This is a genomic window from Nocardioides bigeumensis, from assembly GCF_039531755.1.
In the GTDB taxonomy this organism is placed as follows: Bacteria; Actinomycetota; Actinomycetes; order Propionibacteriales; family Nocardioidaceae; genus Nocardioides; species Nocardioides bigeumensis.
In genome coordinates this window covers 58201-72711 of record NZ_BAAAQQ010000003.1, presented here as the reverse complement: position 1 = coordinate 72711, position 14511 = coordinate 58201, and the positions used below count along the sequence as shown (strand labels likewise).

General features: G+C 71.9%; 13 protein-coding genes. 12 read left to right on the top strand and 1 reads right to left on the bottom strand.

Features of this window, described 5'->3' with window-relative positions:
- Window positions 1-16 precede the first annotated feature (16 nt).
- From ABD295_RS06125 to guaA, 4 genes are all read left to right on the top strand, one after another.
- Window positions 17-1774 carry a glycerol-3-phosphate dehydrogenase/oxidase gene (locus ABD295_RS06125; RefSeq protein ID WP_344302785.1) on the top strand — a complete coding sequence of 586 codons (1758 nt, stop codon included), beginning with the start codon at window positions 17-19 and terminating at the stop codon, window positions 1772-1774.
- 102 nt (window positions 1775-1876) lie between these two features.
- Window positions 1877-3502: a succinic semialdehyde dehydrogenase gene (locus ABD295_RS06120; protein WP_344302784.1), complete on the top strand. Its 1626-nt coding sequence runs from the start codon at window positions 1877-1879 to the stop codon at window positions 3500-3502.
- The gene (locus ABD295_RS06115) at window positions 3499-5205 is read left to right on the top strand and encodes a GMC oxidoreductase (RefSeq protein ID WP_344302783.1); all 1707 of its coding nucleotides are present in this window, start codon (window positions 3499-3501) and stop codon (window positions 5203-5205) included. Before ABD295_RS06120 ends, ABD295_RS06115 begins: the two co-directional genes overlap by 4 nt.
- Before the next feature lie 333 nt (window positions 5206-5538).
- Window positions 5539-7122, top strand: a complete 1584-nt coding sequence (guaA, locus tag ABD295_RS06110) for a glutamine-hydrolyzing GMP synthase (protein ID WP_344302782.1) — start codon at window positions 5539-5541, stop codon at window positions 7120-7122.
- A gap of 12 nt (window positions 7123-7134) precedes the next feature.
- On the opposite strand, the gene ABD295_RS06105 is transcribed toward guaA, so the two are convergent.
- Complete coding sequence (locus ABD295_RS06105) at window positions 7135-7710, bottom strand: hypothetical protein (RefSeq protein ID WP_344302781.1); 576 nt, start codon at window positions 7708-7710, stop codon at window positions 7135-7137.
- 54 nt (window positions 7711-7764) lie between these two features.
- Here ABD295_RS06105 and ABD295_RS06100 point away from each other — a divergent pair, with 54 nt between their 5' ends.
- The 8 genes from ABD295_RS06100 to ABD295_RS06065 all read left to right on the top strand — a co-directional run bounded on the left by ABD295_RS06100 (window position 7765) and on the right by ABD295_RS06065 (window position 14503).
- Complete coding sequence (locus ABD295_RS06100) at window positions 7765-8940, top strand: acyl-CoA dehydrogenase family protein (protein ID WP_344302780.1); 1176 nt, start codon at window positions 7765-7767, stop codon at window positions 8938-8940.
- 131 nt (window positions 8941-9071) lie between these two features.
- Window positions 9072-9482 (top strand): VOC family protein, encoded by a 411-nt coding sequence (locus tag ABD295_RS06095; protein ID WP_344302779.1) that lies wholly within the window; start codon window positions 9072-9074, stop codon window positions 9480-9482.
- Window positions 9482-10678: a DUF6986 family protein gene (locus ABD295_RS06090; RefSeq protein WP_344302778.1), complete on the top strand. Its 1197-nt coding sequence runs from the start codon at window positions 9482-9484 to the stop codon at window positions 10676-10678. Before ABD295_RS06095 ends, ABD295_RS06090 begins: the two co-directional genes overlap by 1 nt.
- The gene (gene pucL, locus ABD295_RS06085; protein WP_344302777.1) at window positions 10678-11538 is read left to right on the top strand and encodes a factor-independent urate hydroxylase; all 861 of its coding nucleotides are present in this window, start codon (window positions 10678-10680) and stop codon (window positions 11536-11538) included. Before ABD295_RS06090 ends, pucL begins: the two co-directional genes overlap by 1 nt.
- Window positions 11535-12029, top strand: a complete 495-nt coding sequence (gene uraD / locus ABD295_RS06080; protein WP_344302776.1) for a 2-oxo-4-hydroxy-4-carboxy-5-ureidoimidazoline decarboxylase — start codon at window positions 11535-11537, stop codon at window positions 12027-12029. Before pucL ends, uraD begins: the two co-directional genes overlap by 4 nt.
- A complete protein-coding gene (uraH, locus tag ABD295_RS06075) occupies window positions 12029-12352 on the top strand; it encodes a hydroxyisourate hydrolase (RefSeq protein WP_344302775.1) in 324 nt (107 codons plus the stop codon). Before uraD ends, uraH begins: the two co-directional genes overlap by 1 nt.
- Window positions 12342-13679: an allantoinase AllB gene (gene allB / locus ABD295_RS06070; RefSeq protein WP_344302774.1), complete on the top strand. Its 1338-nt coding sequence runs from the start codon at window positions 12342-12344 to the stop codon at window positions 13677-13679. Before uraH ends, allB begins: the two co-directional genes overlap by 11 nt.
- Complete coding sequence (locus ABD295_RS06065) at window positions 13676-14503, top strand: bifunctional allantoicase/(S)-ureidoglycine aminohydrolase (RefSeq protein WP_344302773.1); 828 nt, start codon at window positions 13676-13678, stop codon at window positions 14501-14503. The genes allB and ABD295_RS06065 overlap by 4 nt, the downstream gene beginning before the upstream one ends.
- Window positions 14504-14511 lie beyond the last annotated feature (8 nt).

Below are 14511 nucleotides of genomic sequence, written 5' to 3'. Positions count from 1 at the left end.
CCGCCACAATGGACGCATGCCACAGTCGAGCGCCCTCAGTCCGGACGCCCGCGACGCCGCCCTGCGCGCGCTCGAAGCCGGCGGTGACGACGGCGAGCTGGACGTCCTGGTCGTCGGCGGCGGCATCGTCGGGACGGGTGTGGCCCTCGACGCGGTCACGCGTGGCCTGTCGACCGGGTTGGTCGAGCAGCGCGACCTCGCGAGCGGCACGAGCAGCCGCAGCAGCAAGCTGGTGCACGGCGGGCTGCGCTACCTCGAGATGTTCGACTTCGGGCTGGTGAAGGAAGCCCTGGAGGAGCGCGGGCTGCTGCTGACCCGGCTCGCGCCGCACCTGGTGAGGCCTGTGGCGTTCCTCTACCCCCTGCACAAGGCCTGGGAGCGACCCTACGTCGGCTCCGGGCTGCTGCTCTACGACGCCATGGCCCTCTTCGGCTCCCGGGCCGGCAAGTACGACATGGGCGTGCCCAAGCACAAGCACCTGTTCCGCAAGCAGGTCGCGCGGATCGCCCCCGACCTGCGCACCGACGAGCTGCACGGCGCCGTCCGCTACTACGACTGCCAGGTCGACGACGCCCGCCTGGTCATGACGATCGCCCGCACCGCTGCCGAGCACGGCGCGCACGTCGCCACGCGCACCAAGGTCGTCGGCTTCCTCCGCGAGGGCGAGCGCGTGGTGGGCGTCAGCGCGGTCGACCTGGAGTCCGGCCGCGAGCTCGAGATCCGCGCCCGCGTGGTGGTCAACGCCGCGGGTGTGTGGACCGACGACATCCAGCAGATGGTCGGCGGCCGGGGGTCGCTGAACGTGCAGGCCTCCAAGGGCATCCACCTGGTGGTGCCGCGCGACCGGATCCGCTCGGAGTGCGGCTTCATCACCAAGACCGAGAAGTCGGTGCTCTTCGTGATCCCGTGGGGGCGGCACTGGATCATCGGGACGACCGACACCCCCTGGAACCTCGACAAGGCCCATCCCGCGGCCAGCAAGGCCGACATCGACTACCTGCTCCAGCAGGTCAACACGATGCTCCGCGAGCCGCTCGACCACGACGACGTCGAGGGTGTGTACGCCGGCCTGCGGCCGCTCGCCCGTGGCGAGTCGGAGCCCACCTCGCGGATCTCGCGCGAGCACACCGTGGTGGCGCCGGTCCGGGGGCTGGTGATGATCGCGGGTGGCAAGCTGACGACGTACCGCGTGATGGCGCGCGACGCCGTCGACGCCGCGGCCGCCTCGCTGACGTCGGCCGGCTCGGCGTTGCGGGCCTCGATCACCGACCGGATCCCGCTCGCGGGAGCGCCGGGTTTCGAGGCGCGGACCAACCAGCGCGTCCTGCTCGCCCGGCGGATCGACCTGCACATCTCGCGCATCGACCACCTGTTGGGCCGCTACGGCTCCCTCGTCGACGAGGTGCTCGCGCTGATCGGCCAGCGGCCGGAGCTCGGGCAGCCGCTCGAGGGCGCGGACGACTACCTCGCCGCAGAGGTCGTGTACGCCGTCACCCACGAGGGCGCGCGCCACCTCGACGACGTGCTCACCCGGCGTACCCGCATCTCGGTCGAGATGTTCGACCGCGGCGTCGCGTCGGCGGCACCGGCCGCCGCCCTGATGGCCGCCGAGCTCGGCTGGGACGAGGCCCGCACCGCCGACGAGGTCGACCACTACCTGCGCCGGGTCGAGGCCGAGCGGCAGAGTCAGCTCAAGCTGACCGACCAGGAGGCCGACGAGGCGCGGGTGAGTGCGCCCGAGCTGGCGGCGCCGGAGGTCTCGAGACGGCGCTAGCGCGACCTCCGCAGCCACCAGGATGCCCTTTACACCTCACATCACTGTGTCAAGCGCCTCATCTTCTCGGGACCCACGCCACGCGGGGCTACTCTCGGGTACATGACCGCGCAGACCCCGGCAGGCGGGCCTCTCCCCCCGATGACGGACGGACCGCACGACCCCGAGCACGACCCGCGGGCGTCCTACGCCCTCGAGCCTGAGTACGTCGCCGCACTGACGCGCCGCATCGTCGCGTCGAGCGGGCGCACCGCCGAGGTCTTCTCGCCGCTCAACGGGCAGCCGATCGCGCACGTGCCGCAGTCGACGCCCGCCGACGTGGCGGAGGCCTTCGCCCGGGCCCGCCGCGCCCAGGAGTCGTGGGCGCGCACCCCGCTGGCCGAGCGCGCGGCGATGCTGCTGCGCCTCCACGACCTGGTGCTGGACCGGCAGGAGGAGATCCTCGACCTGATCGTGTGGGAGTCGGGCAAGGCCCGCAAGCACGCCTTCGACGAGCCGGGGCACATCGCCCTGACCGCCCGCTACTACGGCCGCACGGCCGAGCAGCACCTCGGCACGCGACGGGTGCCCGGAATCGTGCCCGCCCTCACCCGGGTCGAGACCCACCACGTCCCCAAGGGTGTCGTCGGGATCATCTCGCCCTGGAACTACCCCTTCACGATGGCGTTGTGCGACGGCCTGCCGGCGCTGCTCGCGGGCAACGCCGTGGTAGCCAAGCCCGACGCGCAGACGATGCTGTCGGCGCTGTTCGGGGCCCAGCTGCTCGAGGAGGCCGGGCTTCCCGCCGACCTGTGGCAGGTCGTCGCGGGTCCCGGGCCGGAGCTCGGCCCGGCGCTGGTCGACGGCGCCGACTACGTCTGCTTCACCGGTTCCACGGCGACCGGACGCATCATCGCCCAGCAGTGCGCGGAGCGCCTCATCGGATGCTCCCTCGAGCTCGGCGGCAAGAACCCGATCCTGGTGCTGCGCGACGCCGACATCGAGAAGGCCGCCGAGGGCGCCGTACGCGGCAGCTTCTCCAACGCCGGCCAGCTGTGCGTCTCCATGGAGCGGATGTACGTCGCCGACCAGGTCTACGACCGGTTCGTCGACCGGTTCGTGGCGCGCACCGAGGCGATGTCGCTCGGCGCGTCCCTCGGCTGGGGCGTCGACATGGGCTCGCTGATCTCGCAGCAACAGCTCGACGCGGTCACCGCCCACGTCGACGACGCGGTCGCCAAGGGCGCCCGGGTGCGCACCGGGGGCCGGGCGCGCCCGGACCTGGGCCCGTACTTCTACGAGCCGACGATCCTCGAGGGCGTCACCCCCGAGATGACCTGCTTCGGCCACGAGACCTTCGGACCCGTGATCGCGCTCTACCGCTTCCACGAGGAGAGCGAAGCGGTCGCACGGGCCAACGACGGCGAGTACGGCCTCAACGCCGCGATCTACAGCCAGGACGGAAACCGGGCGCGGGCGCTGGCCAGGCGGATCAAGTGCGGCACGGTCAACATCAACGAGGCGTTCAGCGCCACCTTCGGCAGCATCGCCGCGCCGATGGGCGGCATGCGCCAGTCCGGCATGGGCCGGCGGCAGGGAGCCGAGGGTGTGCTGCGCTTCACCGAGACCCAGTCGGTCGGGACCCAGCGGCTGATCAGGATCGCCCCGATGCTCGGCATGTCCGGCGAGCTCTACGCCAAGGTGATGACGGCCAACCTGCGGCTGCTGAAGAAGCTCGGGCGGCCGTGACCTTCGACTACGACGTCCTGGTCATCGGGTCCGGCTTCGGCGGGTCGGTCACGGCGCTGCGACTGACCGAGAAGGGCTACCGCGTCGGCGTGCTCGAGGCGGGCGCCAGGTTCGAGGACGACGACTACGCCGACACGTCGTGGGACCTGAAACGCTGGCTGTTCGCCCCTGCGGTCGGGTGCTACGGCATCCAGCGCATCGACATGGTCAAGGACTGCATGATCCTGGCCGGCGCAGGCGTCGGCGGCGGCTCGCTCGTCTACGCCAACACGCTGTACGAGCCGCTCGAGCACTTCTACCGCGACCCGGCCTGGTCGCACATCGCCGACTGGAAGGCCGAGCTGGCGCCGTACTACGACCAGGCCAAGCGGATGCTCGGCGTCGTCGAGAACCCCTTCCACTCGCCCGCCGACGTGGTGATGGAGAAGGTGGCGACCGAGATGGGTGTCGGGCACACCTTCCGGCACACGCCGGTGGGCGTCTTCTTCGGCGGCCCGGGGGAGCAGCCGGGGGCCACTGTCAGCGACCCCTACTTCGGCGGCGCCGGCCCCGACCGAAGCCCGTGCCGCAACTGCGGCGAGTGCATGACCGGCTGCCGGCACAACGCCAAGAACACCCTGGTGAAGAACTACCTCTACCTCGCCGAGCAGCGGGGCGCGGAGGTGCACCCGCTGACCACGGTGACCCGGGTGCGGCCGCTGGACGGCGGCGGCTACCGCGTCGACACCCGGTGGACCAAGGCGAAAGCATCACGGCGGACGGCGACGAAGACGTTCACCGCCGAGCAGGTCGTCTTCGCGGCCGCGGCCCTCGGCACGCAGAAGCTGCTCCACCGGCTCAAGGTCGAGGGCGACCTGCCCCGGCTGTCCGACCGGCTCGGCTACCTCACCCGCACCAACTCCGAGTCGCTGATCGGTGCGATCGCACCGGACACGACCACCGACTACACGGCCGGGGTGGCCATCACGTCGTCGTTCCACCCCGACGAGCACACCCACATCGAGCCGGTGCGCTGCGGCAGGGGCTCCAACGCGATGGTGATGATGCAGACCGTGCTGACCGACGGCGACGGGCCCGGGCCGCGGTGGCGCGCCTGGCTGCGCGAGCTGTGGCGGCAGAAAGCGAAGGCGCTCGACCTCTACGACCTCCGGCACTGGTCGGAGCGGGCCGTCGTCGCCCTGGTGATGCAGTCGCTCGACAACTCCATCACGACCTTCGTGAAGAAGACGCCGCTGGGGTGGCGGATGTCGTCGCGCCAGGGCCACGGCGCGCCGAACCCGTCGTGGATCCCCGCCGGCAACGACGCCGTACGCCGGATGGCGCGGATCATGGGCGGCACGCCGGGCGGCAACATCGGCGAGCAGTTCAACCGGCCGCTCACCGCCCACTTCATCGGCGGCTGCACGATCGGCGACTCCGCCGAGACCGGCGTGGTCGACGCCTACCAGCGGGTCTTCGGCCACCCCGGCCTGCACGTCGCGGACGGCTCCGCCATCTCGGCCAACCTCGGGGTGAACCCCTCCCTCACGATCACCGCCCAGGCCGAGCGTGCGATGGCGTACTGGCCCAACAAGGGCGAGTCCGACCCGCGACCCGCGCTCGGGACGGCGTACCAGCCCATCGACCCGGTCGCGCCGATCTCCCCTGCGGTCCCCGACGCCGCTCCCGCCGCGCTGCGGCTGCCCATCGTCGGCGTCTCCTGACGCGGCCCTCCGTGGTTGAGGAGGTCGCGCAGCGACCGTCACGAGACCCCGCAATGTTTCTCACTACATCGGCGTAACCCGCCCCCACAGGGGTCGTTGAGCCGACAGACCACCGTCAGCTCCCTCGACGGTGGCCTGCCCGGGCACTGGTGGCTCGGGCCAGTCAGGGCTCGGCCACCCTCCCTCCCCGGCCGGGCCCTGATTTGGCGTCCGGCGCCCCTGCTGGGGGGCGCCGGACGCTGAGGGGGTCTCGACTGATCGCTCGCTCCGCTCGCTGCTCGACCACCGGTGGCCGAGCGGAGGCGAGACCACGTGACGCCATAGACTCGACCTGTGGCGGAACACGACCTGGTCCTGGTGGTCGACTTCGGTGCGCAGTACGCGCAGCTGATCGCGCGGCGGGTCCGCGAGGCCCGCGTCTACTCCGAGATCGTGCCGCACACGATGCCGGTCGCGGAGATGCTGGCGCGCGAGCCTAAGGCGATCATCCTCAGCGGCGGACCGTCGTCGGTCTACGAAGAAGGCGCACCGACGGTCGACCCCGACATCTTCGAGGCCAAGGTGCCGGTCTTCGGCATGTGCTACGGCTTCCAGCTGATGGCGCAGGCGCTCGGCGGCGCCGTCGCGCACACCGGGGCGCGGGAGTACGGGCGTACGTCGGTGCAGATCACCGCCCCGGGCGTGCTGCTCGGCGAGATCCCCGACAACCACACCGTCTGGATGTCGCACGGCGACTCGGTGAGCGCCGCCCCCGAGGGTTTCGACGTGCTCGCGGCCACCCTCGTCACGCCGGTCGCCGCGTTCGAGAACCTCGACCGGCGGCTCGCCGGCGTCCAGTGGCACCCCGAGGTGCTGCACACCGAGCACGGCCAGGTCGTCCTCGAGCACTTCCTGCACAAGATCGCGGGCTGCCGGCAGACCTGGACGATGGTCAACATCGTCGACGAGCAGATCGACCGGATCCGCGAGCAGATCGGTGAGCACGGCCACGCCATCTGCGGGCTGTCGGGCGGCGTCGACTCGGCCGTGGCGGCGGCCGTCGTGCAACGCGCCATCGGCGACCGGCTGACCTGCGTCTTCGTCGACCACGGGCTGCTGCGCAAGGGCGAGGCCGAGCAGGTGGAGCGCGACTTCGTCGCCGCGACCGGCGTCGACCTCCACGTCGTGGACGCACAGAAGCAGTTCCTCGACGCCCTGGCCGGGGTCGCCGATCCCGAGGAGAAGCGCAAGATCATCGGGCGGGAGTTCATCCGCACCTTCGAGGCCGCCGAGGCCGAGGTGCTCAAGAAGGCGATGAAGCGCGACCCCTCCGTCGCAGGCGCGAAGGTCGCCTTCCTCGTGCAGGGCACGCTCTATCCCGACGTGGTCGAGTCGGGCGGCGGCGCCGGCACCTCCAACATCAAGTCCCACCACAACGTCGGCGGCCTCCCCGACGACCTCGAGTTCGAGCTCGTCGAGCCGCTGCGCACCCTCTTCAAGGACGAGGTCCGCCTGGTCGGCGAGCAGCTCGGTCTTCCCGCGGAGATCGTCTGGCGGCAGCCGTTCCCCGGGCCCGGCCTCGGCATCCGCATCATCGGCGAGGTCACCGCCGAGCGCCTCGAGCTGCTCCGCGACGCCGACGCCATCGCGCGCGAGGAGCTCACCCGCGCCGGCCTCGACCGCGACATCTGGCAGATGCCGGTCGTGCTCCTCGCCGACGTCCGCTCCGTCGGCGTCCAGGGCGACGGCCGCACCTACGGCCATCCCGTCGTGATCCGCCCGGTCACCTCCGAGGACGCGATGACCGCCGACTGGGCGCGCCTGCCCTACGACGTCCTCGAGCGCATCTCCACCCGCATCACCAACGAGGTCCGCGACGTCAACCGGGTCACCCTCGACGTGACCTCGAAGCCGCCGGGCACCATCGAGTGGGAGTAGCGGCTCGTCCGCTCAGCGCAGGACGTGCGCGCCAGGGATCCGGAGCTTGTCCTTCGTCCAGGTTCCGGCGTCGGAGCGGAAGTGGCCGCTGATCGTCCGGACGACGATGCGCGTGGCCGTCTCCGGCAGGCACTTGGCGGGCACCGCCAAGCGGATGGCTTCCTGCCCACCGAGGGTCACGGACCTCAGCGGATCGCAGGCGGCCGACTTCTCCGCCACCGGATCGTCGAGATAGGCGTAGGCCAGCTTCGGCAGCTGCGCCGAGAACCCGATCGAGCCCCGCCAGGTCTCGTCGGAGCCGTTGGCCGGGAGCAGGTCGATGAAGACCATCTGGTCGAACGTCGCCCCTGGCAGCACGTCCTTGAGCGTCACCTTGAAAGTGGTGCTCTCGGCGGTGCTCGCCACCTTCACGGTGCGGAGGTCGATCGATGCGCGCTGCTTGCCGGTCAGGCCCTGGGTGCGCACGGTGCGGACGTCGTTCTTCGCGTCGTCGACGGCGATCACCGTGTCGGCGGGGGCCGCGGCGGCCGGCGTCGCGGCCCCGAGCGCGGCGACGAGCAGGATGGCGGGAGCGGGGGACCTCGGCACGGGCTCACCCTGACCCACTGCCCCAAGCGGGTCAACAGGTGGGAGGCTGGGGCCATGGCGAGCAAGGGCTTCGAGCCGGTCGACCCCGTGGGGATCGACGACCTGCTGAGCGACGACGAGAAGGCCGTGCGCGCGTCGGTGCGCAAGCTGTGCGACGAGATCGCGCCGGACGTGCCGCGGTGGTTCGAGGACGGGCGGCTCGACGACCCGCGCGGGCTGGCGAAGCGGTTCGGGGAGCTGGGCCTGCTCGGGATGCACCTGGAGGGTTACGGCTGCGCGGGGATGAGCTCGGTCGACTACGGGCTGGCCTGCACCGAGCTCGAGGCGCTGGACTCCGGCGTCCGCAGCATGGTGTCCGTGCAGGGATCGCTGGCGATGTACGCGATCTGGCGCTTCGGCAGCGAGGAGCAGAAGCAGGAGTGGCTGCCCCGGATGGCCACCGGCGACGCGATCGGCTGCTTCGGGCTGACCGAGCCCGACCACGGCTCCGACCCGGCCGGCATGACCACGCGAGCTCGCCGTGACGGTGACGACTGGGTGCTCGACGGTCGCAAGATGTGGATCACCAACGGGTCCGTCGCCGAGGTCGCCGTGGTCTGGGCACAGACCGATGACGGCATCCGGGGCTTCGTGGTCCCCACCGACACCGACGGCTTCAGCGCCCCCGAGATCCGGCACAAGATGTCGCTGCGTGCCTCGGTCACCAGCGAGCTGGTGCTCGACGGGGTGCGGCTGCCAGGCTCCGCCGTACTGCCCGACGTGACTGGTCTGCGCGGTCCGCTCTCGTGCCTCAACGAAGCCCGCTTCGGCATCGTCTGGGGCGCGATGGGCGCCGCGCGGTCGAGCTTCGAGACGGCGCTGCGGTACGCCGGGGAGCGCACCCAGTTCGGCAAGCCGATCGCGGCGTACCAGCTCACCCAGCAGAAGCTCGCCGACATGGCCGTCGAGCTGGCGAAGGGGCAGCTGCTCGCGCTGCACCTCGGCCGGCGCAAGGACGCCGGCACGCTGCGTCCCGAGCAGGTCAGCCTCGGCAAGCTCAACAACGTGCGCGAGGCGCTCGAGATCTGCCGGACCGCGCGGACCATCCTGGGCGCCAACGGGATCTCGCTGGAGTACCCCGTGCTCCGGCACGCCAACAACCTCGAGTCGGTGCTGACCTACGAGGGCACGGTCGAGATGCACACGCTGGTGCTCGGTCAGGCGCTCACGGGCGAGGCCGCGTTCCGCTAGGGCTCGCCCCCACCGCGGAGATACCTGACCACGAAAAGCACGGTTCGGCACCCTCGAAGCGTGCTTTTCGTGGTCAGGTATCGCGGCGACGCCCACTGCTCGACCACCCGGGCCGGTCTAGGGTGGCGGGCATGTCGCGCGCGGTGCATCACCTCGACGTGTGGGTGCAGGACGTGGCGGTGGCGCGCGGCGAGTGGGGGTGGCTCCTCGGCGAGCTCGGCTGGACCGTCGACTTCGAGGACCCGACCGGCATCGCGTGGCAGCACGACGACGGGACGTACCTCTTCCTCCAGGGCGTCCCCGAGGACACCGGCGAGCCGTACGACCGGATGCGACCCGGGGTCAACCACCTGGCGCTGACCATCGAGGACCGCGGCGCGCTCGATCGGCTGCGCGCGGAGTCCTCCGAGCACGGGTGGCACGAGATGTTCGCGGACCGCTACCCGCATGCCGGCGGCGACGACCACACGGCGCTCTACGTCGAGAACTCCGAGGGGTTCGAGATCGAGGTCGTGGTGGTCGAGCCTGGGGTGGGGCCCTAGTGGGGCTCGACGAGCTGGTCGCGCTCGCCGATGCGCGTCTGGCGGAGGCCGACGCCGCCCTGGCCCGCGAGTACCCCGGCGCGGGCAGTGCCTGGCAGCCGGTGCACACGGTGTACGTCCCGGCCGACCGCTTCGACGCCGGCACGCACCGCGCGTACGGCGATCACGCGCTCGACCTCCTCGACGAGCACGAGGACCTCCTCCGCGAGGTGACCGGCGCCGACGACGCCATGCTCACCCTGGTGCGCGACAAGCTCGCCCGCCAGCCGGTGGAGGACCTGCGCGTCGACTTCGAGGACGGGTACGGCGCCCGCGCCGACGACGAGGAGGACGCCGACGCCGAGGCGTGCGCGGCCGCGCTCACCACCGCCGGTATGCACCCCGACGCCCCGGGTCGGTGGGGGATCCGGTTCAAGAGCCTCGAGGCCCCCACCCGCCGGCGCGGGCTGCGCACCCTCGCACTGATGACCGAGCTGGCCCACCTCGACGTGGTGGTGCTGCCGAAGGTGACCTCGGTGGCCCAGGTCGAGACGCTCATCGACGTGCTCGACCACCTCGACCGACCGGGGCAGCGCTTCGAGATCCAGGTGGAGACACCGCAGACCATCCTCGGTCCGGACGGGACCGCCCTCGTCGCGCGGATGATCGGCGCCGCCCGCGGCCGCTGCGCGGGCCTGCACTACGGCACCTACGACTACTCCGCCTTCCTCGGCATCGCGGCAGGCGACCAGAGCCTCGAGCACCCCGCGGCCGACCACGCGAAGGCCGTCATGCAGGCCGCCGCCGCCGGCACGGGCGTCCAGCTCTCCGACGGGTCGACCAACCGCCTGCCCGTCGGCGACCGGCTCCGAGAGGGCTGGGAGCTGCACCACCGTCTCGTCACCCGAGCGCTGCACCGCGGCTTCTACCAGGGCTGGGACCTGCACCCGGCGCAGCTGCCGACGAGGTACGCCGCGACCTTCCGGTTCTTCCGCGCCGGCGCTCCCGAGGCCGTCGACCGGTTGGCGTCATGGGCTCGACAAGCTCGACCAGCGGAGGGTGACGGCGCCGTCGCCGACGAGCCGGCGACGGCACGCGCGCTCGCCGACTACCTGCTGCGCGGGCTCGACTGCGGCGCTCTCACCGAGGACGAGGTGGGTCTCGACCGCGCCGAGCTGGAGCGACTGGCGAAGCGCAACGCGGAAGGGAGTGCCTGATGGGCATCAGGTTGGGACCCAACCAGTACGGCAAGGCGGAGAACCGCGTCGTGCGCATCCGTCGCGACACCGGCACCCCCGGGCGCCACGAGATCCGCGACCTCAACGTCACCACCACCCTGCGCGGCGACTTCGAGGACGTCCACGTCACCGGCGACCAGGCGCACGGGCTGCCCACCGACACCCAGAAGAACACCGCCTTCGCCTACGCCAAGCTGCACGGCGTCTCGTCGCCGGAGGACTACGCGCTGGCCCTGGCGACACGGCTGCGCGACGCCTGCACCGCTGCCGTCGAGGCGTCCGTCCACGTGCAGGAGCTCGCCTGGGACCGGGTGCCGGTCGGCCCAGACGGTCACGACCACACGTTCGTCCGTCGGGGCACGGAGGTGCGCACGACCGAGGTGACCGTCGGCGCGACCACGACGGTGACGTCCGGGCTGACCGACCTGGTGCTGCTCAAGACGACGGGGTCGGAGTACGCCGGGTTCCAGCGCGACGAGTTCACCACGCTCGAGGACGCGCACGACCGGATCCTGGCCACCTCGCTGACGGCGACCTGGCGGCACCGGGATGCCGGCGAGCGGGACTGGGACGCGGCGTACGCCGCCGTCCGCGCCGTCCTTGTCGAGACCTTCGCGTCGACGCACAGCCTGGCCATGCAGCACTCGCTCTTCGAGATGGGCCGGGCCGCGCTGGAGGCTCACGACGACCTCGTCGAGGTGTCGCTGACGGCGCCCAACAAGCACCACTTCCTCGTGGACCTGTCGCCCTTCGGGCTCGACAACGAGGGCGAGGTCTACATCGCGGCCGACCGGCCCTACGGGCTGATCGAGGCGACCGTCGTGCGGGACGACGCGTGAGTCTCGAGTCGTTCAACGCCGCCAGCAGTGAGTCCGCGCGGGAGCTGCTGCTCGTCTGCCTGGACGTCCCGCGCTGGGCCGACGAGATCGCGGCGGGACGCCCCTACGCCGACCTCGGGGAGGTCGCGTCGGCGATGGGTACCGCCTCCTCGACCATCACCGACGACGAGCTCGAGCGCGCGCTGGCCCGGCACCCCCGCATCGGTGAGCGGGCGGACGCGCAGAAGCACGACGCCGAGCACTCCGCGCGCGAGCAGTCGGGCGTCGACGCCGCCGACGCAGCGCTGGCGGAGGACCTGCGCGCCGGCAACCTCGCCTACGAGGAGCGCTTCGGCCGCGTCTTCATCATCCGTGCGGCCGGGCGCGACGGGCCCGAGATCCTCCATGAGCTGCGCCGCCGCCTCGCCAACGACGACGCGACCGAACGGGCCGAGACCATCGAGCAGCTCACCCAGATCGCGCTGCTCCGCATCCGGGAGGTGCTGTCGTAGTGGCCAGCCTGTCCACGCACGTCCTCGACACCGCGGCCGGCCGTCCGGCCGTCGGCGTCCACATCACCCTCGAGTCCGACTCGGGCGCCGTGATCGGGGAGGGCGCGACCGACGCCGACGGCCGAGTCTCGTCCATCGGGCCTGAGCCGTTGCCGACCGGCGACTACCGGCTCCGCTTCGACACGGGCCGCTGGTACGAGTTCCAAGGCGTCGCCGCGTTCTATCCCGAGGTCGTCGTCACGTTCCGCATCCAGGCAGACGAGCACCACCACGTCCCGCTGCTGCTCAGCCCGTACGGCTACTCCACCTACCGTGGCAGCTGACCTGCTGCTGCGCGCCCGCCGCGCGATCGTCGACGGCGCCGAGCGATCGGTCGCGGTCGTGGTCCGCGACGGCGTCGTCGCCGAGGTCGCGGCGTACGACGCCGATGTGCCGGCCCGTGAGGTGGTCACGCTCGCCGACGACGAGGTGCTGCTGCCGGGCCTGGTGGACACGCACGTGCACGTCAACGAGCCGGGCCGCACCGAGTGGGAGGGGTTCGCGACGGCGACGGCGGCGGCGGCGGCCGGCGGCGTCACCACGATCATCGACATGCCCCTCAACAGCATCCCGCCGACCACGACGGTCGCCGGGCTCGACGCCAAGCGGGCGGCGGCCGAGGGTCGGGTGCTCGTCGACGTCGGCTTCTGGGGCGGTGCGGTGCCGGGCAACCTCGACGACCTCGGTCCGCTCCACGACGCCGGCGTGTTCGGCTTCAAGTGCTTCCTGCTCGACTCCGGGGTCGAGGAGTTCCCGCCGCTCGACATCGACGGTCTCGACCTGGTTCTGCACGAGCTGGCCCGGCACGACGCGCTGCTGCTGGTGCACGCCGAGGACGCCGCGGCGATCCATGCGGTCCAGCCGGGCCCGGCGTACGCCGACTTCCTGGCCTCCCGGCCGCGCCGGGCGGAGGAGGCCGCCATCGAGCGGGTCGTCGCCGCGGCCCGGCACACCGGCGGTCGGGCGCACGTCGTGCACCTGTCCGACGCCGACGCGATCCCGATGCTGCAGGCCGCCCGTGCCGACGGCGTCCGGATCAGCACGGAGACCTGCCCGCACTACCTCACCTTCGCGGCCGAGGAGATCGCCGACGGGGCGACCGACCACAAGTGCTGTCCCCCCATTCGCGAGCGGGACAACCGCGACCGCCTGTGGGCTGCCCTGGCTGACGGCGGCATCGACCTCGTCGTCACCGACCACTCGCCCTGCACTGCCGACCTCAAGTGCGGCGACACCGGCGACTTCGCCGAGGCCTGGGGCGGCATCGCGTCGCTGGAGCTCGGGCTGCCCGCCGTGTGGACGCAGGCACGCGAGCGCGGGCACTCGCTCGCGGACGTCGTGCACTGGATGGCCGAGGCGCCGGCCGACCTCGTCGGGCTGCACACCAAGGGCCGCATCGCGCCCGGCGCCGCGGCGGACCTCTGCGCCTTCACACCGGACGAGACCTGGGTCGTCGACCCCGCGCGCCTCCACCACCGCAACCCCGTGACGCCCTACTCCGGGCGTACGCTCACCGGCACGGTCCGGCGCACCTGGTTGCGCGGCCGTGTCGTCGACCCGGACGGCGACGGGGCGCCCCAGGGGCGGTTGCTGAGGAGAGGAGACGCGTGAGCTACTACGTGCCGACCGGCGGGCTGCCCGCCCAATCCGAGCTCACGACCGGCCGGTCGGGCCGGGCGCGGTTCACGACGGCGTACGCCGTCATCCCGCGCGGCACGCTCAGCGACATCACGGCCAGCCGGCTGCCGCACTGGGACGACACCCGCCTGTGGGTGCTGGCGAGGCCGCTGAGCGGCTTCGCCGAGACCTTCAGCCAGTACGTCGTCGAGGTGGCGCCGGGCGGCGGGTCGGACCTGCCGGAGGACGACGACGGCGCCGAGGCCGTGCTCTTCGTGGTCCAGGGGACCCCGGCGGTGACGATCGAGGGCTCCGGCACGCACCAGCTCTCGCCGGGCTCTTACGTCTACCTGCCGGCCGGCGTCTTCTGGGCGCTGCGCAACCGCGGCCACGAGGACGCGGTGTTCCACTGGATCCGCAAGAAGTACGCCGCCGTCGACGGCGTCGTCCCGCCCGCCCCGTTCGTCACCCACGAGCGCGACGTCCTGCCGCAGCCGATGCCCGACACCGATGGCGCCTGGGCCACGCAGCGCTTCGTCGACCCCAACGACGTACGCCACGACATGCAGGTCAACATCGTGAGCTTCGAGCCCGGCGGGGCGATCCCCTTCCCCGAGACGCACGTGATGGAGCACGGCCTCTACGTGCTGGAGGGCAAGGCGGTCTATCTCCTCAACACCGACTGGGTGGAGGTCGAGGCCGGCGACTTCATGTGGCTGCGCGCCTTCTGCCCGCAGGCCTGCTACGCCGGTGGTCCTGGCCGGTTCCGCTACCTGCTCTACAAGGACGTGAACCGCCATGCCGCCCTGGACCTGTGAGGGGGATC